The following is a 19020-nucleotide window of genomic DNA, read 5'->3' as shown; positions in this document are numbered from 1 at the left end:
AAGCTCGTCTTCAACCAGTGTGCCACACACGTGGCACGGACCTGGATCAGGCGTCGACTGCTGAGACGGCCTTGTCGCGCAGCGCGTTGACCATCGCGTCCGGGTCGGTCGCCGAGTAGACGGCGGAGCCGGCGACGAAGACGTCAGCCCCGGCCTCGGCGCAGCGCTCGATGGTCTCCAGCGAGACTCCGCCGTCGATCTGCAGCCAGGTCTCGACGCCGGCCTTGTCCATCATCGCCCGCGCCCGGCGGATCTTGGGCAGCACCAGATCGAGGAACTTCTGCCCGCCGAAGCCCGGCTCGACGGTCATCAGCAGCACCATGTCGAGCTCGGCCAGCATGTCCTCGTAGGGCTCGATCGGGGTCGCCGGCTTGAGCGCCATCGAGGCGCGCGCGCCCTTGGCACGGATCTCGCGGGCCAATCGCACCGGGGCCTTGGTCGCCTCGACGTGGAAGGTCACCGAGCCGCAGCCGGCCTCGACGTACGCCGGAGCCTCACGGTCTGCGTTCTCGATCATCAGGTGGGCATCGAGCGGCGTGTCCGTGGACCGCGCGAGCGCTTCGACCATCGCCGGCCCGAAGGTCATGTTGGGCACGAAGTGGTTGTCCATCACGTCGACATGGACCCAGTCGGCGCTGGGGATCCGCGCGACCTCGGCCCCGAGGGCGGCGAAGTCGGCGTTGAGGATGGACGGAGTGATCTGGATGTGGCCCACGGAAGGTCACATTAGTAGGTGCCTCCGGCAGACCCGTCACCACGAGGGGGTCGACCACCCCGTCCGATCGCCGGGCACCCTCATACAAGCCACTCCGCCCCTCGGGCCGCAGCGAAGGCGGCGCTGAAGGTGGACAGGAGATGAGGTGAGAATGGACAGAAATTGGCCCGGAAATGGCCGCCGGATGGCCACGTACGGGATGAGGTGACATACGGGATTGGTACGGGTTTTGGCCGACGCGGTCGACCCCCAGGCTCCGTCTCAAGGAGCCTGGAGAAGACCAGGACCCGACCCGATCGGAGAACGATGAAGATACTTCGGATCGCAGTGGCCTTGGTCGGTGCGCTGCTGATAACCGGCCTGCTCGGCAGCCCCGCCAACGCTCAGGCGGGGGATGTCGTGCTCTACCACGACGGCCAAACACTCACCGAGCTACGCACCAACGACTGCACAAGCTCCCGCGCTCAGACGCTGCTCTACAAGGGGCCCTTTCCCCGTGCCACAGACATCGACGTCTACTGGGGACCCGACACCAGCGGCTGCAAGATGCGCGTCCGGGTGAAGTACGTGAGAACGATCAACGGCCCCGTCATCACCTCTCCCTACTACTACACGACCGGCGGGGATCGGATCTCGTTCACCAACATCTACCGCTGCTCGACCACGGTCGGCCTGCGCCGCAAGGACGGCACCTACTTCACCAGGACCCAGACCGGTGGCAGCGCGGACGCTGCCGGGTGCCCGTGATGACGCGCGGACGAAGCCGCCTCGCGGTCGCGGCCTGCCTGCTTCCGCTGGTTGCCGTAGGCGCGGGCACCGTGGGCGCCGCTCCCGCCTCGGCAGCCGACAAGTCCTGGACGTACGGCGATGGCTGGGTCAAGTACACCGACAGCACGAACAAGCTCTGCTTCTTCGCCTACAACACCGAGGGACGTCGCAGCGTTCGGAGCGACGGCTGGTTCGAGGACCGCAACACCTACTGGCCTACCGGCGGCACCTCGGGCGCCACCTGCAAGACGCTCAGGGAGCCCGAGGGGGCGAGCATCAGCTTCCCGGTCGACACCTATTGGGGTGAGCGGGGCACCTGGGTGTCACGAGGCCAACATGTCGTCATCATCTAGGCCCCAGGAGATGATCGGTCACTGATCGATCAGCGAACAGGGACCGGCAGGTCGCTCATCACCACTGGCGCAGTCAGGAGCGGCCTGCCGGTCCATGTCGGAGGTCGCGGTCAGCCGAGGTCGGCGTCGAGACCGGCCAGGTCGGCGTACGTCATTCCCTCGAGCGTGTCGCGGAAGACCCGGCGCTCACCGGGGGCGACGGGGACGTGGTTCTCGACCACCAGGACGGTGCAGCCGGCCGCCTCGGCGGAGCGCGCTCCGGTGTTGGAGTCCTCCACCGCGATGGTGTCCTCGGCCGCGACGCCGAGGGCGGCGGCCGCGGTGAGGTAGGGCTCGGGGTGGGGTTTACCGTTGCGGACCATGTCGCCGGTGACGATCACCTTGAAGGTGCCCTCCGGAAGCTCCTGGAGGATGGGGCCGACGAACCGGGCGTACGACATCGTCACCAGCGCGCACGGCACACCCTGCTCGAACAGGTCGGTGAGCAGCTCGCGCGCACCCGGTCGCCATGGGACCTCACGCTCGACCTGCTCGACCACGCCGTCGAGGAGCATCTCGACGATCTCCTCGGGCTCGTGGGGAAGGCCCATGCCCTCCTTGACCAGCCGCGCCGACTCGATCAGCGCGTTGCCGACCAGCTCCATCGCCTGCTCCTCGGACCAGGTCGCCCCGTAACGCTCGGCGATGGCGTACTCCGCCGCGATCCAGTAGGGCTCGGTGTCGACCAGGGTGCCGTCCATGTCCATGAGAACAGCCGCAGGTTTCATGGCGAGAATCTTGCCACGCGTCAGCGGACGTACTCGTCGAAGGTCCGCTGACCGAGGAACGGGGCGACGTGCTGGGCGACGATCCCGACGGGGACGGTCTCGCGCTTGAGGACGCCGTACTCCTCGGGCCAGCTGCCGTCGCGCGGGAGCTTGAAGGAGCCCATCAGCATGTCGATCACCGGCAGGTGGATGGCGTAGTTGCGGTCCCAGTAGTCGAGGTGCCGGGCGTGGTGCCAGTGGTGGTAGCGCGGCAGCACGACGAGGTACTCCAGCCAGCCGAACCGGATGCCGAGGTTGGCGTGCGCGACCACCGCCTGGATGCCGACCAGCACGGCGTACGCGTTGACGACCGAGGTCGAGAAGCCGAGGAACAGCAGCGGCAGCAGCACGATGCTGCGGGTCAGCACGGTCTCGACGAAGTGCACCCTGGAGCCGGCCAGCCAGTCGAGCTCGGGGCTGGAGTGGTGGACCGCGTGGAAGCGCCACAGCACCATGATCCGGTGGTAGCAGCGGTGCAGCACCGCCTGGGCGAGGTCGGCGAGGAAGACGGCGAGCAGGAAGGCCACGAGGAACGGCAGGCCGTCGATCCAGGCCTCTACGCCCGGCACCTTCACCGCCGAGACCACCAGCGACGTCGAGGTGGTGACCAGGATCAGGATGAGCTGGACCAGCACGTGGCTCATGAAGAAGTAGCAGGCGTCGGTGCGCCAGCCGGGTCGAAAGACCGGCACCGGGCGGCGGGCGAAGGCGTGCTCGAGCGGGATGAAGACCAGCGCGGAGAAGAACAGCGCGAGCACGAACCAGTCGAGGCCGAGCGAGAACGGCGAGTCCTCGACCCGGCCGTCGAACGGGACCTCGGTGCCGCCGAGCAGCACCGCGGCGGTCGCCGTCCCGACGCCGATGAAGGCCATCCGCTTGTGCTGGTCGCGCAGCACCGCGATCGTGCCGGCGAAGAAGGCGGCCGCGAGGCCGACGAGCAGCAGCGTACGCGCGAAGTCCTCGGTGTAGACGGCACGGAACTCGCGGGTGGTCAGCAGCTCCGGGAAGTGGAAGCAGAGCACCGTGGCCAGGCTCAGGACACCCAGGAAGCACGAGGCGGCCGGCGCGAGCAGGTGGTGGCGCAGCAGGGCGAAGCGCGGGCGCCGGGTGGCGCGTTCAGTCTCGGGCATGGCAGCAGTCTTGCCGCCGACGCACTGGCTGCGCCTGAGCTGACGTACTCAAGTTTGTCGCCCGTCACCACTCGCGTTGTCCTCACCGACACATTCGTGCCGACGGGCCCGTGATCGCTCGCGGACGGAGGATCCGCGCGGATAGCGTCCGAGACGAGACAGCACAGCGCGCCCGCGATGACGACATGCACAGGAGCACGAGATGGTCGACCAGGACACCTCCGGCCAGGGGCCCGTCCCCACAGGTGAATGGAAGCAGCGCGACTATCACCATCCGGCCGCCGGGTGGGGCGCGGCGACCTCGGTCATGAAGGTGCTCGCACGCGAGCACGCCGTCGTCTCCGGGACCCGGGCGATGCTCAAGATGAACCACGAGAACGACGGGTTCGACTGCCCCGGCTGCGCCTGGCCCGACGATCTGAAGGGGCTCAAGCTCGACCTGTGCGAGAACGGGATGAAGCACGTCGTGTGGGAGATGACGAGCAAGCGGGTCGACCGCGACTTCTTCGCCGCGCACACGGTCTCGGAGCTCGAGACCTGGTCCGACTTCGAGCTCGAGGACCAGGGCCGGCTGACCGAGCCGATGGTCTATCACGAGGCGAGCGACCGCTACGTCCCGATCAGCTGGGCCGACGCGTTCGCGCTGGTCGGCGAGACGCTGCGGGCTCTCGGCAGCCCCGACGAGGCGGCCTTCTACACCTCGGGGCGGCTCGGCAACGAGGCCACGTTCCTCTACCAGCTGTGGGCGCGCGAGTTCGGCACCAACAACCTGCCCGACTGCTCCAACATGTGCCACGAGGCCTCGGGGCGAGCCCTCACCGCCGCGATCGGGACCGGCAAGGGCACCGCCGACCTCGAGGACTGGGAGACCGCCGAGGCCCTCTTCGTACTGGGCGTCAACGCGGCCTCCAATGCGCCCCGGATGCTCACCGCACTGACCGAGGCGTACGACCGCGGCGCCCAGATCGTGCACATCAACCCGCTGGTCGAGGCGGCCGCCCGCAAGGCGATCATCCCGCACGAGTTCGTCGACATGGCGCTCAACAAGGCCACCCGCACCAGCACCCTCAACCTTCAGGTCCGCCCCGGTGGCGACCTGGCTCTGCTGCGCGGGATGGCCAAGGCACTCCTGGAGGAGCACCGCACCGACCCGAAGGCGCTCGACGTCGAGTTCATCGAGCGCTACACCTCGGGCTTCGAGGACTACCGGTCCCTGGTCGAGTCGACCTCCTGGGCCGACCTCACCCACCAGGCCGGGCTCAGCGAGGCCGACATCCGCAAGGCGGCCGCCGTCTACTCCGCCTCCGACCGTACGCTGATCAGCTGGTGCCTGGGCGTGACCCAGCACGAGCACGGCGTCGACACGGTGCGCGAGATCGTCAACGTCCTCCTCCTGCGCGGCAACCTCGGCCGCGAGGGTGCCGGCCCCTCCCCCATCCGCGGCCACAGCAACGTCCAGGGCAACCGCACCTGCGGCATCGACCACAAGCCGACCGACGCGTTCCTCGACCGGCTCGGCGAGGTCTGCGGCATTACCCCGCCGCGCGAGCACGGCCTCGACACCGTCGGCGTCATGAAGGCCATGAACGAGGGTGAGGTCAAGGTCTTCGTCGGCATGGGCGGCAACTTCGTCATGGCCGCGCCCGACACCGTCTACACCTCCAGCGGACTGCGCAACTGCGACCTGACCGTCCAGGTGAGCACCAAGCTCAACCGCAGCCACCTCGTCCACGGTCGCAAGGCGCTCATCCTCCCCTGCCTGGGACGCACCGAGAAGGACCACCAGGCCGGCGGCCTCCAGGAGACCTCCGTCGAGGATTCGATGAGCATGGTCCACCTCTCCCGCGGGATGAAGCGGCCCGCCTCACCTCACCTGCTCTCCGAGCCCGCGATAATCGCCGGCATGGCGCGGGCCACCCTGCCCTCGAGCACCAGCCCGTGGGAGTCGTGGGTCGAGGACTACGACCGGATCCGCGACGTGATGGCCAAGGCGCTGATCGGCTTCGAGGACTTCAACCGCCGGGTCCGCCTCCCGCTGGGGTTCCGGCTCAAGCAGCCTGCCCGCGAGCTGGTCTTCCACACGCCGTCCGGCAAGGCGGAGTTCGCCGCGTCGCCGCTGCCCGACGTGATCCCGGCCGAGGATGACGTACTCGTGCTCCAGACGATGCGCTCCCACGACCAGTGGAACACCACGATCTACTCCGACGACGACCGCTACCGCGGCATCAAGAACCTGCGTACGTTGATCCTCATGCACGAGGACGACATGCGCTCGCGTGGGATCACCGAGGGCTCGCTGGTCGACATCGTCGCCACCGCCAAGGACGGCAGCGTCCGATCGCTCCGTGGCTACCGCGCCCTTCGCTACGACCTTCCGCGCGGCAGCGCCGCGGGCTACATGCCGGAGATGAACGTGCTGATCGGGGCCAGCGACTACAGCGTCCAGAGCGCCCAGCCGCTGATGAAGAACCTCAAGGTCCGGGTGACTCCCAGCAGCAACTGACCCTCAGCCGGCGGGTACGGCCGCGATGCGGTCGGTTCCTGCGTAGATGTTCATCGAGGAGCCGCGCAGGAACCCGACCAGGGTCAGGCCGTTGTCGTCGGCCAGGTCGACGGCGAGCGAGGAGGGGGCCGAGACCGCGGCGAGCAGCGGGATGCCGGCCATCACGGCCTTCTGGACGAGCTCGAAGGAGGCCCGGCCGCTCACCATCAGCATGCTGTTGCGCAGCGGCACCAGCCCCTCGCGCAGCGCGTGCCCGATGACCTTGTCGACCGCGTTGTGACGGCCGACGTCCTCGCGTACGCAGAGCAGGTTGCCGTCGGCGTCGAAGAGCCCGGCGGCATGCAGGCCGCCGGTGCTGTCGAAGACGCGCTGCGACTCTCGCAGCCGCTCCGGCATCGTCGCCAGGAGCTCGGGCGTGACCTGCAGAGTGTCCTCCGCGACCGACCAGGCCGATGACGTACGCACCGCCTCGAGGGAGGCCTTCCCGCACAGGCCGCACGAGGAGGTCGTGTAGAAGCTGCGCTCCAGGGAGGCGTCGGGCGGGGGTACGTGTGCGGCCAGGCCGACGTCGACCACGTTGTAGGTGTTGCCGCCGTCTGCGGTGGCGCCGGCGCAGTAGCGGACGCTCGCGACGTCGTCAGCACTGTGCACGACGCCCTCGCTGACCAGGAAGCCGATGGCCAGGTCGAAGTCGCTCCCGGGGGTGCGCATCGTAACGGTCAGCGGTCGCCCGTTGACCCTGATCTCCATCGGCTCCTCAGCGGCCAGCGTGTCGGGCCGCCGCGAGATGACGCCATCGCGTACCCGCAGCACGGGCCGTCCAACTGTCACTCTTCCCATGTCAGCTCCTGTGGTGTGGGGTCGGTTCGTGAGGGGTCATGGTGGGCGTGCCTGGCGGCGTGCACGGCTGCGCCGATGAGCAGGATGAGGCCGATCAGGGCCAGGCCTGCCAAGAGTTCAGGATAGGAGGCGGACCTCGCCATGACCGCCAGCAGCAGGGGCGCTAGGAAGCCGCTGTGGGCCACGCCCTGGAACAGCGCCGACACCGTCGGCAGCGCGCCGGGTGGCGCGAGGCGCCCGATCTCGGCAAGCCCCGACTCCAGGGTCAGGCCGTAGCCGGCGCCGAGGAATACGGCCGCGCCGAGGACCAGGAGCGGGGAGACCTCCTCGATGGCGAGGGCGCCGAGCAGGAGCCCGATGACCACGGTCCCCATCGCGACGAGGGTCGCACGAGCGCTTCCGGGACGGTCGATCTTCGCCGCCAGCGGCTGCACCGCCAGCCCGACGAGCAGCGTGACCGCGGCAACCAGGCCACTGAACAGCGGCGCGCGGTCGAGGACTCGGTCGAGGACGAACGGCGGGAGGACGACGTAGGAGACCGTGACCGCCGCGAAGATCGCCGGGCTGGCGGGCAGCACGATCCCGACGAACCGCGGATGGGTGATGGCCGACCAGCGGTCGCTCGCCGGCGCCGCGGGCGGCGGTCCGGGTATCGAGCACATCTCCGGGATGCGGGCGGTCAGCGCGAGCACCAGCAGCGCGAAGCCGCCGTGCACCAGGCACGGCACCACGGACGGGGCCGGGAGCCAGGCGGCGAGGGTGCCCGCGAGCAGCGGACCGAGGGCGAAGCCGGCTCCCGTGGCGTACACCGCGAAGCGGGCGCCGCGGTCGGGACCGGGCGAGAGCGCGCGCAGCCACGCGGCACCGGCCGAGACGATCAGCCCGGCCGCGACCCCGGTCGCCAGCCGGCTCGCGACGACGACCTCGCCGGACACCTCGGCCAGTGCCAGCAGGAGACTTCCGGCCGCTGTGATCGCCAGGGCGATGCGTACGACCCGGCGGTGGCCGAACCTGTCGGCCGTCCGGCAGCCGAGGAGAAGCGCCGGGACCAGGCCTGCGAGGTAGATGGTGAACACCGCGACGACCGACATCGTCGACCAGCCCGCCTCGAGCCGGTAGACCACTGACAGCGGGGTGAACTGGTTGGCGCCCCAGCCCGCAGCCACCAGGGCCGCCGCGACCAGGACCCGGTCGGTGCGCGCCCCAGGCGACGCCGTGATCGCCTCCGGCACACCCCCGATCGCACTCACCGCGGCCACGTCATCATCCGCTCAGGCCCGGGTGCGGGCGAGGAACGGCTCTGGATCCTCGAGGAACGCCGCGGGCGGGACGAAGAACAGGCAACCAGTGACGGCCGTGGAGAAGTCGAGGATCCGGTCGTGCCGGCCGGGCGTACGTCCCAGGAACATGTTGCGCAGCATCTCCTCGGTCACCCCCGGGTCGGCGGCATAGCCGATGAAGTACGTCCCGAACTCCCCGGTCCCCACCGCACCGAACGGCATGTTGTCGCGCACGATCGCGAGCTCGGTGCCGTCGGGTTCGGTGATGGTGTTGAGCGCGACGTGGGAGTCATCGGGCTTGACCGAGTCGGCCAGCTCGATGTCGCTGAGCTTCCTGCGGCCGACGACCAACTCCTGCTCCTCGACCGAGAGCCTCTCCCAGGCGTCCAGGTCGTGGAGGTACTTCTGGACGATGACGTAGCTGGCCCCGGCGTACGTCTCCTCGGGGTCGGCCTCGCCATAGCCGACCAGCGCCGCCGGTCCGGACTCGGCTGCCGCCGTGGGGCTCTCGGTGCCGTCGACGAAGCCGAGCAGGTCACGCTCGTCCCAGTAGCGGAAGCCGTGGACCTCGTCGACGCAGTCGACGAGCCCGTCGAAGAGCACCATCAGCTGGCGGCCGAGCTCGAAGCAGAGATCGGGCCGGCCGGCACGTAGATGGAAGATCAGGTCACCGGGCGTGGCCACGGCCGCGTGCTTCTCCCCCGCCAGCGGCCGGAACGGGTGCAGCCCGTCCGGGCGCGGGGCGGCGTACAGCCGGTCCCAGGCCTCCGCCCCGATGCCGACCACGCAGCTGAGCGCCGCCTCCGGGATGCGGAAGCCGATCGCGCGGGTGACCCCGGCGACGTCCGCGAGCGCGTCGTGCGCCCCCTGCTCCTTCCCGTCCCTGACCGTCACAGTGAGGAAGATGGCCGCCTTCGCGGGTGGTGCCAGCACGTCCTGTGCCCGGTCCTGCGGCGTCACCTGGGTCTCCTGCCTTCTCGCATCTCGGTCATGACTGAGGGACGCAGCCGCGGTGGTTGTTCCGTTCCTGGGCCCGCGCCCAGACGCCCGCGTCGCAGCAGAAGCCGCGACCGCTGCGCTTGAGGCAGAGGAGTCCGACGCACCGGCCGTCCTCGACCACCGCGAGCCGGCGGACACCGACAGCGGTCATCGATGTCCAGGTCGACCACAGGTCCGCCCCAGCACCGACCGTCCGGCCCGACAGGGTCCCGATCGCCGTCGCCGGCTCGTCGTCACGCACCTCGATGAGGTCCTGCCGCTCGACGACAGTCAGGAGCCTGTCGCCGTCGGACACCAGCGCGGCATGGACGTGGTCGTCGAGGAAGAGTTCACGTACGTCACCACCGGTCGCCGTGGCCGCGAGCAGCTTCGGCCGGCGGACCATGGCGTCGGCCACGGTCGCCTCGCCGGGCGCGTACGCGAGCCGTCCGCCGCCGAACTCGACCCCACCCTCGTTGCGGGTGGTCGACTCCTCGATCCTGCTGAGGGGCACCTGTCCTCTTCTCGTTCGCGCTGCCGGTCCTGGTGGACACCACGGTACGCCGCGCTCCCCCTCCTCGTCGCCGCTCACCCGGACTCGCTGTCCGCACGCACACCGACCGCTGTGACGGCCGACGACGGGTAGCCTGCAGGCGTGAGTCGGACGAGTTCGCACACGCCTCTCCCCTCGGCCGCCGGGGCGCGGTTGGCCGGCTCGCTGCTGGCCGGAGCGGTGACGGCCGCGGCCGGCGTACTCCTCGTCGACGCCCAGATCGGCACCCTTCTCGGGGTGGCGGTCCTCCATGCGGCGTTCGTCGCCTCCGGCTGGATCGCGCTGTGGCCGCTCGATGCCGACACGACCCGCGCCAACACCCGCCGCGAGGATTTCCGGCCAGCGACCGAGGAGCTCGTCGTGGTCGCCATCTCGCTGTGCGGGCTGCTCGGGATCGTGATGCTCCTCGTCGTCGGCCACTCCTCCCAGGGGCGCCTCGCCGCGGCGGTCGCGCTCGTCGGCGTCTTCCTGGCCTGGGCGAGCCTGCACCTGATGTACGCCGCGCGCTACGCGCACCTCTACTACGCCGACGACGCGGGCGGGATCGACTTCAACTCCGACGACAAACCCGCCTACCGGGACTTCTTCTACTTCAGCTACAACCTCGGGATGACCTACCAGGTCTCCGACACCTCGGTGACCAGCTCCGAGATCCGCTCCGTCGTGCTGAGGCACACCCTGCTCTCGTACGTCTTCGGGGCGGTGGTGCTGGCGAGCACGATCAACCTGGTGGCCGGGATCGCAGCGGGCTGACGCCGGGCCTCTTCCGCGCGTGGGTCGCCCACAGCTCGGTCGCCGAGGCCACCCGCAGGGCGTAGGCGGCAGCCGCCAGCTCGGCGACGTCCATCGGCTCGGCCAGGGACCGGCCGGTCAGTTCCTGGATCCTGCGCAGCCGGTTGCGCACGGTGTTGGGGTGGCAGTAGAGCAGGGTAGCGGCGCGCTCGGCGGAGCCGGACTGCTCCAGGTACATGTCGAGGGTCTCCAGCAGCAGCTCACGGTCCTCGGACGGCTGCCGCAGCACCTCCCCCAAGACGTTCTCCGCGAGCCGGCGACCCTCGGCGGGTTCGTAGACGACCAGTGCCGCCAGCGGACTGTGGTCGAAGGCTCGCAGCCCGGCGTTGCCGGGCTCCAGCCCGGCCAGCGCCGCTCGCGCCAGGCGCAGCGCGCGCGGAGTCTCCGGGAGCGAGGCATAGGGCGGGCTCACCCCGGTCCGAGCGTCGGCGAAGCCGCGCAGGGTCTCCAGGACCTCCTCCTCCCGCTCCTCGGGGAACGACACGATGCCGAGCTGCTGCGCCGGGGTCAGCCGCCATCCGGAGACGAAGCCCTTCTCGGCGAGGCGTTGCTCGACGTTGACCAGGCTCTCCTTGGCGAGCCCGTTCGTCTCGGCGGCGACCACGATCAACAGCGCGTCGGCCGGGAAGCCGAGCAGCGCAGCCGCCTCCCAGGGGCCCGACTCGGGACCGGGACGCCCGGTGAGCACCGCCTCCACGACCGCCGAGCGTCGCCGCTGCTCGGCGAGCATCAGCTCGGCCGTGGTCGCCCGGTAGGCCTCGGTCAGGACGACGGCGTGCTCGTCGGTGAAGCGCCAGATGACGCCGGCGGTGTCGATCAGGGCATCGGTCAGCGCCGGCTGACGGGTGACCTGCACGTGCTCGACCAGGGCGTCCCAGAGCGCGGCGAAGCAGATCCGGTAGGCCCTCAGCACCTCCGGGAGCGGCACTCCCTGCTTCGCGCGGCGCCTGCCGGTGCGGTCGGAGGCCTCCAGATCGAGCTGGGCGTGCGGGTCGCCGATCGCTGCGACCACCGAGCGAAGGTTGTGGGCGAAGGACTGCCGCAGCTCGTCGAGGGAGACCAGCCCACTCTCCCGGTCGCGGTAGTAGGTCGTGATCCGCTCGGCGACCTGCGCGCACGCCTCGTCGGCGAGCCGGGCGATGTTCTGCTCCGCCCAGGCCGCGAGCCGAGATCGCCCGTCCTGTCCTGTCACATGCCCTCCTTCGCCGGTCCCGGGACCATCCTGTCATCAGTCGTGCCGCCAGTTGACCCGTCGACTCGGCACGGGATCGCCCAGCCACGTACGATCTGCCTACCTACGACGGGAGCCGGAGGTTCCGTGAACGAGATCCAGCTCAGCGACCTGAGTCTTGGACGCCATATCGCCCAGGGCTCACAGGGCCGCATCATCGAGCTGGCCGACCACCCCGGGACGGTCGCGAAGCTGTACCGCACGCGAGAGCTCGGCCTCGTGGACGGCCGTGCCCTGGCGGAGCTGGTGCGGATCCGCGGGTTCGTCGAGAGCGAGGGCCTGCAGGTGGATCACTTCGCCGCCTGGCCGCACACGGTCGTGCTCGACGGGCTACGCACCGCCGGCTTCCTGATGCAGCGGGTCCACGAGCCGTTCCTGGCCGGGTTCGGTCCCGCGACCGCGCTCGCGGAGCTGGGCCTGCTCGTGGACACGGGTGACGTACGCAGCCCCGGGATCTTCGAGCGGGTGCTGCTGATGCGGGCGCTGGCCGCGGTGATGGACGCGCTGCACCGACAGGGGCTCGTCCTCGGCGACCTCTCGCCGCGCAACATCGCCTGGTCGGTGTCACCGATCCCCCGGGTGATGCTGCTCGACTGCGACGGGATCCGGCCGGCAGGCGAGGACGGGGTGCTGCCGCCCGCCGACACCCGTGGCTGGGAGGACCCCACCAACCTCGGCCTGCCGCCGACCGCCGACAGCGACCGCTTCAAGCTGGCCCTCACCATCGCCCGCGTGCTCACCGGCGACCGCAACGCCGCCCCCGGGCTCCGGCCCGACCTGACCTTCGCCGGCGAGGCCGGCATCCTGGTCGGTCCGCTGACCCGGCTGATGGACCAGGCCGCCGGTCCTCCCGGACTCCGCCCGACCGCGTCACAGTGGGCCACCGTCCTGGACGTACGCAGCCCCTGGGCCGGAACGGCCCCGCCGGTGCCTCCTTCGATGCGCTCGCGCGGTCCGTCTCCCAGCGGGGAGATCCTGCGCCCCTTCCGACGCTCGCGCTGATCACAGGCCTCAGGTCGCCGACCAGCCGGACCACCGGCTGACCTCGATGACGATCACCGGCCCGGTGGGCGGCTGCTCGCGGTAGTCGGCGTACTTCGCGACCAGCGGGTCGAGGTCGCGGGTCGCGTGCACCCGGGCGACGCCGTCGGCGCGTGCCCACCACAGCTGCGACCAGTCGTCGTCGTAGGCGTCGACCAGGAGCGACACGGCCGGGTTCGCCGCGATGTCCTCGAGTCGCCGCAGCCGGGTGGTCGACTTGGGCTTGTGGTCGACCGCCGTGAGGATCTTCTCGCCCACCAGGGCGAACACGATCGGCACGATCCGGGGCACGGCATCGGCCGAGACCGTCGCCAGCCGCGCCACCCGGGCGCCGGCGAACCGCTCTCTCGCCCACTGCTCATCGTGTCGCACCGTCCGAGCCTATCCGCGTCGGCGAGGACGGCCCGGAGACGGATACGGTGTCCCGCATGGCTTCCGAACCCCTCCCTCGTGCTGCCTGCTGAGGCCGAGCGGCTGCTCACCGTCGACCTGGTCGAGTGGCTCGCCGACCTGGTCGATCCGGCGCTGCTGAGGCAGGAGTCGCCGAAGGCGCGACTCCAGGGGCTGCGCAGCGCGGTCGTCCACCGGATCGGGGTCAACGAGGCCTCCGCACTGCTGCACTTCCGCGACGGTCTCGAGCACAACCCGCTGCCGCTGCGCGACCAGGACGGGCTGCGGCTGGTGCTGGTCACCAGCCGCGGTGAGGACCTGGCCGTCGACGACGTCGAGTTCGCCGACTGGAGCCGCGACGACGACTGCCAGCGCTGCCGGACCGCGCTGGAGAGCTGGGCGCCACCCGCCTTCGACAACGGTTCGCGGATCACGTCCGTGGGCGCTCTGCACATCGCCTACGACCACGGCGACCGCGCCGGCATGGAGCCCGAGGAGATTCTGGCCCGGCTCCGGCCAGCGGTCGCCGAGGCCAACGCCGCCCTCGGCACCTGGGACGCCTCGACGGTCGGCGCCTACTGGTATCCCGCCAGCGAGACCTGGGCCCACGTCATCCCGCTGACCTTGGATCGGGAGCGCGACCCGGTGGCGGGTGTACTCACCCGCCACCCGGACGGCTACCACCTCGTCACGATCCTGACGCGGCGTACGGCGTTCTGGAACGTCGTCAGCGTCGGTCAGGTCCCGCCGGCATGGCTGGACAACCCCGAGGATCAGTCCTCCGGGTCGTAGCCCAGGTTCGGCGACAGCCAGCGCTCGGCCTCGGTCATCGTCCAGCCCTTGCGCCGGGCGTAGTCGGCGACCTGGTCCTGGCCGATACGGCCGACCACGAAGTACTGCGAGTCGGGGTGGCCGTAGTAGAGGCCCGAGACCGACGCGCCCGGCCACATCGCCATCGACTCGGTGAGCTCGATGCCGGTGTTCGCCTCGACGTCGAGCAGCGACCAGATCGTCTGCTTCTCGGTGTGGTCGGGGCAGGCCGGGTAGCCCGGAGCGGGGCGGATGCCGGAGTACTTCTCGGCGATCAGGTCCTCGTTGGGGAGCTTGCCGTCGCCGCCCTCCTCGGCGGCGTAGCCCCAGAACTCGGTGCGTACGCGCTCGTGGAGGCGCTCCGCGAACGCCTCGGCGAGGCGGTCGGCGAGCGCCTCCACCAAGATCGCGGAGTAGTCGTCGAGGTCGTCCTTGAACGCCTTGACCCGGTCGGGCAGGCCGATCCCGGCCGTCACCGCGAAGGCGCCGACGTGGTCAGCCCCCTCGCCGACCGGAGCGACGAAGTCGGCCATCGACTTGTTGGAGATGCCGTCGCGGTGCTGGCCCTGCTGACGCAGCTGGAACAGTGTCGCGCGCTCCTCGGTGCGCGAGTCGTCGGCATAGACGACCACGTCCTCACCGGTCGAGTTGGCCGGGAAGAGGCCGTAGACGCCGCGTGCCTCGATCCACTTCTCCTCGATGATCTTGTCGAGCATCTCCTGCGCGTCGTCGTAGAGCTTGCGCGCGGCCTCGCCGGTGGCCGGGTTGTTGAGGATGTCGGGGAAGCGTCCCTTCATCTCCCAGGCGTTGAAGAACGGCTGCCAGTCGATGTAGTCGCGCAGCTCGGCGATCGGGTATTCCAGCAGTGTGTGCACGCCGGGCTGTGCCGGCTCCGCCGGCGCCTTCGAGAAGTCGATCTCGGGCTTGTTGGCCTTCGCCTGGACGTACGTCAGCGACACCCGCTCGCGCCGCTCGGCGTGACGCTCGCGGAGCGAGTCGTAGTCGACCTTGACCTCGGCCATCAGCTTCTCGCGCCGGCCGGCGTCGAGGAGGGCTGCAGCGGTCGGCACCGAGCGGGAGGCGTCCTTGACCCAGACGACCGGGCCGTCGTAGGCCTTGTCGATCTTGACCGCGGTGTGGGCCCGCGAGGTGGTGGCGCCGCCGATGAGCAGCGGCAGGTCGAGCCCGACGCGCTGCATCTCGGTGGCGAAGCCGACCATCTCGTCCAGCGACGGCGTGATCAGGCCGGAGAGGCCGATGATGTCGGCGTCGTGCTCCTTGGCGGCGTCGAGGATCTTCTGGGCAGGCACCATCACACCGAGGTCGATCACCTCGTAGTTGTTGCACTGCAGCACCACGCCGACGATGTTCTTGCCGATGTCGTGGACGTCGCCCTTGACGGTGGCCATCACGATGGTGCCGTTCTTGGTCTCGGCGTCGCCCGGCTTCTTCTCGGCCTCGATGAACGGGATCAGGTACGCGACCGCCTTCTTCATCACCCGCGCGCTCTTGACCACCTGGGGCAGGAACATCTTGCCGGCACCGAACAGGTCGCCGACGACGTTCATGCCGTCCATCAGCGGCCCCTCGATGACCTCGATCGGACGGCCACCACGAGCCGAGATCTCGGCGCGGAGCTCCTCGGTGTCGGCCTCGACGTAGGCATCCAGGCCCTTGACGAGCGCGTGGGTGATCCGCTCCCCTACCGGCAGCTCGCGCCAGGCCTCGGCCTTGGCCTCCGCCTCGGGTGAGTCCTTGTTGTACTTCGAGGCGATCTCCAGCAGCCGCTCGGCGGCGTCGGCGCGCCGGTTGAGCACGACGTCCTCGATCCGGTCCCGCAGCTCGGGGTCGACCTCGGAGTAGGGCACCAGGGCGCCGGCGTTGACGATGCCCATGTCCAGGCCCGCCTCGATCGCGTGGTAGAGGAAGACCGCGTGGATCGCCTCGCGCACGGGGTTGTTGCCGCGGAAGGAGAAGCTCACGTTGGAGATGCCGCCGGAGACCTTCGCGCCGGGAAGGTTCTGCTTGATCCAGCGAACCGCCTCGATGAAGTCCGCGCCGTACGTCGCGTGCTCCTCGATCCCGGTCGCGACCGCGAACACGTTGGGGTCGAAGATGATGTCGTCGGGCTCGAAGCCGACCTCGTCGACGAGAATCCGGTAGGCCCGCTCGCACACCGCGATCCGGCGCTCGTAGGAGTCGGCCTGGCCGTCCTCGTCGAAGGCCATCACGACCGCGGCGGCGCCGTAGCGCTTGCACAGCTCGGCGTGCTCGACGAAGGACTCCACGCCCTCCTTGAGCGAGATCGAGTTGACGATCGGCTTGCCCTGGACGAGCTTGAGGCCGGCCTCGATGACCTCCCACTTGGAGGAGTCGATCATGATCGGGACCCGGGAGATGTCAGGCTCGGAGGCGACCAGGGTCAGGAACCGGGTCATCGCGGCGACCCCGTCGATCATGCCCTCGTCCATGTTGACGTCGATGACCTGGGCGCCGTTCTCGACCTGCTGAGCGGCCACGGAGAGCGCGGTGTCGAAGTCGCCGGCCTTGATCAGGTTGCGGAACTTCGCCGACCCGGTGATGTTGGTCCGCTCCCCCACGTTGACGAAGAGGCTCTCCTCGGTCACTGTGAACGGCTCCAGGCCGGAGAGCCGCAGCGCGGGCTCGACCTCGGGGACGTCGCGGGGCGCGACCCCCTCGACCTGCTTGGCGATCTCGGCGATGTGGGCCGGGGTGGTGCCGCAGCAGCCGCCGACCAGGTTAACGAACCCGGCCGTGGCGAACTCGTGGACGTGGCCAGCGGTGTCACTCGGGCCCTCGTCGTACTCGCCGAAGGCGTTCGGGAGCCCCGCGTTGGGGTAGCAGGAGACGAACGCGTCCGAGATCCGGGAGAGCTCGGCGATGTAGGGGCGCATCTCCTGGGCGCCGAGCGCACAGTTGAGGCCGACCAGGAGCGGGTCGGCGTGGCGTACGGAATCCCAGAACGCCTCGGTGACCTGCCCCGACAGGGTGCGGCCGCTGGCGTCGGTGATCGTCCCGGAGATCACTACCGGCCAGCGGCGGCCGTACTCCTCGAAGACCTGCTTGACAGCGAAGATCGCCGCCTTGGCGTTGAGGGTGTCGAAGATCGTCTCGATGAAGATCAGGTCCGAGCCGCCCTCGAGGAGCGCGCGGGTCGCGTCGGCGTAGGCGTCGCGGAGCTGCTCGTAGGTGACGTTGCGGGCGCCGGGGTCGTTCACGTCCGGGCTGATGGAGGCCGTACGCGTCGTCGGGCCGAGCGCGCCGGCGACGTAGCGCGGCTTCTCGGGGGTCGCGTAGATGTCCGCGGCCGCACGAGCCAGGCGCGCGGCCTCGAAGTTGATCTCGTAGGCGAGGTCGGCCAGGTCGTAGTCGCTCAGCGAGACCGCGTTGGCGTTGAAGGTGTTGGTCTCGATGATGTCGGCGCCGGCCTCGAGGTATTCGCGGTGGATGCCCTCGATGATCTGCGGCTGGGTCAGGTTGAGCAGGTCGTTGTTGCCGATGAGGTCGCTGGGCCAGTCCTTGAATCGCTCGCCGCGGTAACCGGCCTCGTCGGGACGGTCACGCTGGATCGCAGTGCCCATCGCACCGTCGAGCACCATGATCCGCTCCTTCAGGGTGGCGGTCAGGGTCTCGGTGACATCAGGGCGCAGACTCACTCTTGTTTCCTCTCCCGGGCGGGCACGGTGGTGTGCACGGCTTTGCCTGAAACACGCTACGACGTAGGTGCGCGGGCCATGCCATTTCATTCCGAATCCTGACACTGGCAGTCCACCAGGTGGGAATTGAGAAGGTGTACGCAGGGTGAACGACGCCGACTCCCTGGTCCCGGTGACTAGGGTGGAGGTGTGATCGAGATCGAAGAGACCCGCGACCTGGTCGATCCTGTGGTGATCGCCGCGTTCGAGGGCTGGAACGACGCGGCCGACGCCGCCTCCGGCACGGTTGACCATCTGATGGACGTCTGGCACGCGCGGGTGGTGGCCGAGATCGATCCCGAGGACTTCTACGACTACCAGGTCAACCGTCCGGTCACCGGCACCGACGAGAACGGCTTCCGTTCCATCACCTGGCCCACCACCCAGGTCGCCGTCTGCTCCCCGCCCGACCTGGACCGCGACATCATCCTGGTGCGCGGCATCGAGCCCAACATGCGCTGGAAGCAGTTCGTCAGCGAGATCCTGGAATGCGTCGACGAGCTCGGCGGCCAGCTCGTGGTGACCCTCGGTGCGCTCCTCGCCGACGCCCCGCACACCCGGCCGATCCCGGTCTCCGGCACTGCTACCGAGCCCGACCTCGTCGACCGCCTCAAGCTCGACTCGCCGTCCTACGAGGGGCCGACCGGCATCGTCGGCGTGCTGCAGGAGGCCTGCATCCAGTCCGACATCCCCGCGGTCTCCTACTGGGCCGCCGTCCCCCACTACGTCGCCGCCCCGCCCTGCCCCAAGGCCACCCTCGCGATCATCAACAAGCTCGAGGACCTCCTGCAGTGCTCCATCCCCCTCGGCGACCTCCCCGAGGACGCTCGAGCCTGGGAGCGCGGCGTCAACGACCTCGCCGAGGAGGACGAGGACGTCTCCGACTACGTCCGCTCCCTCGAGGAGGCTCGCGACACCGCCGACCTCCCCGAGGCCAGCGGCGACGCGATCGCTCGGGAGTTCGAGCGCTACCTCAAGCGGCGTACGGACGACTCTTAGAACCGGGCGCAGGGATACCCGGTTAACCGGGTATCCCTGCGCTTCTCAGGCAATGCAACACCCGAGAAGCGCAGGAAACACCTGAGCGGTGTGACGCATGTGACCCCTGGGGCCG

17 protein-coding genes are annotated in these 19020 nt (G+C 69.7%); 7 read left to right on the top strand and 10 right to left on the bottom strand.

The genetic code is table 11. The annotated features are described in order from the left end of the window. Window positions 1-46 precede the first annotated feature (46 nt). Window positions 47-715: a ribulose-phosphate 3-epimerase gene (rpe, locus tag OG801_RS27995; protein ID WP_406032404.1), complete on the bottom strand. Its 669-nt coding sequence runs from the start codon at window positions 713-715 to the stop codon at window positions 47-49. Window positions 716-1021: 306 nt separating this feature from the next. Here rpe and OG801_RS27990 point away from each other — a divergent pair, with 306 nt between their 5' ends. Next, window positions 1022-1462: a hypothetical protein gene (locus OG801_RS27990; RefSeq protein ID WP_406021547.1), complete on the top strand. Its 441-nt coding sequence runs from the start codon at window positions 1022-1024 to the stop codon at window positions 1460-1462. Continuing rightward, entirely contained in the window at window positions 1462-1836 is a 375-nt protein-coding gene (locus OG801_RS27985; RefSeq protein ID WP_406032403.1) for a hypothetical protein, read from the top strand. Before OG801_RS27990 ends, OG801_RS27985 begins: the two co-directional genes overlap by 1 nt. A 110-nt stretch (window positions 1837-1946) precedes the next feature. On the opposite strand, the gene OG801_RS27980 is transcribed toward OG801_RS27985, so the two are convergent. Further along, a complete protein-coding gene (locus OG801_RS27980; RefSeq protein WP_406032401.1) occupies window positions 1947-2603 on the bottom strand; it encodes an HAD family hydrolase in 657 nt (218 codons plus the stop codon). Between the two features lie 20 nt (window positions 2604-2623). Next, complete coding sequence (locus OG801_RS27975; protein ID WP_406032399.1) at window positions 2624-3772, bottom strand: sterol desaturase family protein; 1149 nt, start codon at window positions 3770-3772, stop codon at window positions 2624-2626. A 202-nt stretch (window positions 3773-3974) separates the two neighbouring features. Between OG801_RS27975 and OG801_RS27970 the strand changes: the two genes are divergently transcribed. Next, complete coding sequence (locus OG801_RS27970; protein ID WP_406032397.1) at window positions 3975-6275, top strand: FdhF/YdeP family oxidoreductase; 2301 nt, start codon at window positions 3975-3977, stop codon at window positions 6273-6275. 3 nt (window positions 6276-6278) lie between these two features. Here the strand turns inward: OG801_RS27970 and fdhD are convergent, their stop codons facing one another. Genes fdhD through OG801_RS27950 form a run of 4 tightly spaced genes read right to left on the bottom strand, consistent with a single transcriptional unit; the run spans window position 6279 to window position 9887 of the window. After that, window positions 6279-7115, bottom strand: coding sequence for a formate dehydrogenase accessory sulfurtransferase FdhD (fdhD, locus tag OG801_RS27965; protein ID WP_406032396.1), 837 nt, complete (start codon window positions 7113-7115; stop codon window positions 6279-6281). After that, the gene (locus OG801_RS27960) at window positions 7103-8365 is read right to left on the bottom strand and encodes an MFS transporter (RefSeq protein WP_406032394.1); all 1263 of its coding nucleotides are present in this window, start codon (window positions 8363-8365) and stop codon (window positions 7103-7105) included. The genes fdhD and OG801_RS27960 overlap by 13 nt, the downstream gene beginning before the upstream one ends. Before the next feature lie 21 nt (window positions 8366-8386). After that, on the bottom strand, window positions 8387-9355 hold the full coding sequence (locus tag OG801_RS27955) for a Dyp-type peroxidase (RefSeq protein ID WP_406032392.1): 969 nt from the start codon (window positions 9353-9355) through the stop codon (window positions 8387-8389). A 28-nt stretch (window positions 9356-9383) separates the two neighbouring features. Further along, complete coding sequence (locus OG801_RS27950; RefSeq protein WP_406032391.1) at window positions 9384-9887, bottom strand: hypothetical protein; 504 nt, start codon at window positions 9885-9887, stop codon at window positions 9384-9386. Window positions 9888-10028: 141 nt separating this feature from the next. On the opposite strand from OG801_RS27950, the gene OG801_RS27945 reads away from it, so the two are divergent. Further along, window positions 10029-10679: a DUF1345 domain-containing protein gene (locus tag OG801_RS27945; protein ID WP_406032389.1), complete on the top strand. Its 651-nt coding sequence runs from the start codon at window positions 10029-10031 to the stop codon at window positions 10677-10679. On the opposite strand, the gene OG801_RS27940 is transcribed toward OG801_RS27945, so the two are convergent. Then, window positions 10648-11910, bottom strand: coding sequence for a PucR family transcriptional regulator (locus OG801_RS27940; RefSeq protein WP_406032388.1), 1263 nt, complete (start codon window positions 11908-11910; stop codon window positions 10648-10650). The two genes, OG801_RS27945 and OG801_RS27940, sit on opposite strands and share 32 nt — an antisense overlap. Window positions 11911-12036: 126 nt before the next feature. Here OG801_RS27940 and OG801_RS27935 point away from each other — a divergent pair, with 126 nt between their 5' ends. Further along, window positions 12037-12951 carry a hypothetical protein gene (locus tag OG801_RS27935; protein ID WP_406032386.1) on the top strand — a complete coding sequence of 305 codons (915 nt, stop codon included), beginning with the start codon at window positions 12037-12039 and terminating at the stop codon, window positions 12949-12951. Between the two features lie 9 nt (window positions 12952-12960). Here OG801_RS27935 and OG801_RS27930 read toward each other — a convergent pair whose 3' ends face one another. After that, window positions 12961-13362 (bottom strand): TIGR03668 family PPOX class F420-dependent oxidoreductase, encoded by a 402-nt coding sequence (locus tag OG801_RS27930; RefSeq protein WP_406032384.1) that lies wholly within the window; start codon window positions 13360-13362, stop codon window positions 12961-12963. A gap of 78 nt (window positions 13363-13440) precedes the next feature. Between OG801_RS27930 and OG801_RS27925 the strand changes: the two genes are divergently transcribed. Further along, window positions 13441-14172, top strand: a complete 732-nt coding sequence (locus OG801_RS27925; RefSeq protein ID WP_406032382.1) for a hypothetical protein — start codon at window positions 13441-13443, stop codon at window positions 14170-14172. Here the strand turns inward: OG801_RS27925 and metH are convergent. Continuing rightward, window positions 14154-17810 carry a methionine synthase gene (gene metH, locus OG801_RS27920; RefSeq protein WP_406036313.1) on the bottom strand — a complete coding sequence of 1219 codons (3657 nt, stop codon included), beginning with the start codon at window positions 17808-17810 and terminating at the stop codon, window positions 14154-14156. The genes OG801_RS27925 and metH overlap by 19 nt on opposite strands. A gap of 246 nt (window positions 17811-18056) precedes the next feature. On the opposite strand from metH, the gene OG801_RS27915 reads away from it, so the two are divergent. After that, window positions 18057-18905 carry a PAC2 family protein gene (locus OG801_RS27915; RefSeq protein ID WP_406032381.1) on the top strand — a complete coding sequence of 283 codons (849 nt, stop codon included), beginning with the start codon at window positions 18057-18059 and terminating at the stop codon, window positions 18903-18905. Window positions 18906-19020 lie beyond the last annotated feature (115 nt).

Origin of the sequence: Nocardioides sp. NBC_00163 (assembly GCF_045206295.1) — a bacterium.
Lineage (GTDB): Bacteria > Actinomycetota > Actinomycetes > Propionibacteriales > Nocardioidaceae > Nocardioides.
Note: the sequence above shows the minus strand (reverse complement) of the source record. Positions and strands in the feature narration are given on the sequence as shown.

What these genes read in the sequence shown, in the direction of transcription:
- OG801_RS27990 (WP_406021547.1), top strand. Translation starts at nt 1,022, where the DNA reads ATGAAGATACTTCGGATCGCAGTGGCCTTGGTCGGTGCGCTGCTGATA.
- OG801_RS27985 (WP_406032403.1), top strand. Translation starts at nt 1,462, where the DNA reads ATGACGCGCGGACGAAGCCGCCTCGCGGTCGCGGCCTGCCTGCTTCCG.
- OG801_RS27980 (WP_406032401.1), bottom strand. Translation starts at nt 2,603, where the DNA reads ATGAAACCTGCGGCTGTTCTCATGGACATGGACGGCACCCTGGTCGAC.
- OG801_RS27975 (WP_406032399.1), bottom strand. Translation starts at nt 3,772, where the DNA reads ATGCCCGAGACTGAACGCGCCACCCGGCGCCCGCGCTTCGCCCTGCTG.
- OG801_RS27970 (WP_406032397.1), top strand. Translation starts at nt 3,975, where the DNA reads ATGGTCGACCAGGACACCTCCGGCCAGGGGCCCGTCCCCACAGGTGAA.
- fdhD (WP_406032396.1), bottom strand. Translation starts at nt 7,115, where the DNA reads ATGGGAAGAGTGACAGTTGGACGGCCCGTGCTGCGGGTACGCGATGGC.
- metH (WP_406036313.1), bottom strand. Translation starts at nt 17,810, where the DNA reads ATGGTGCTCGACGGTGCGATGGGCACTGCGATCCAGCGTGACCGTCCC.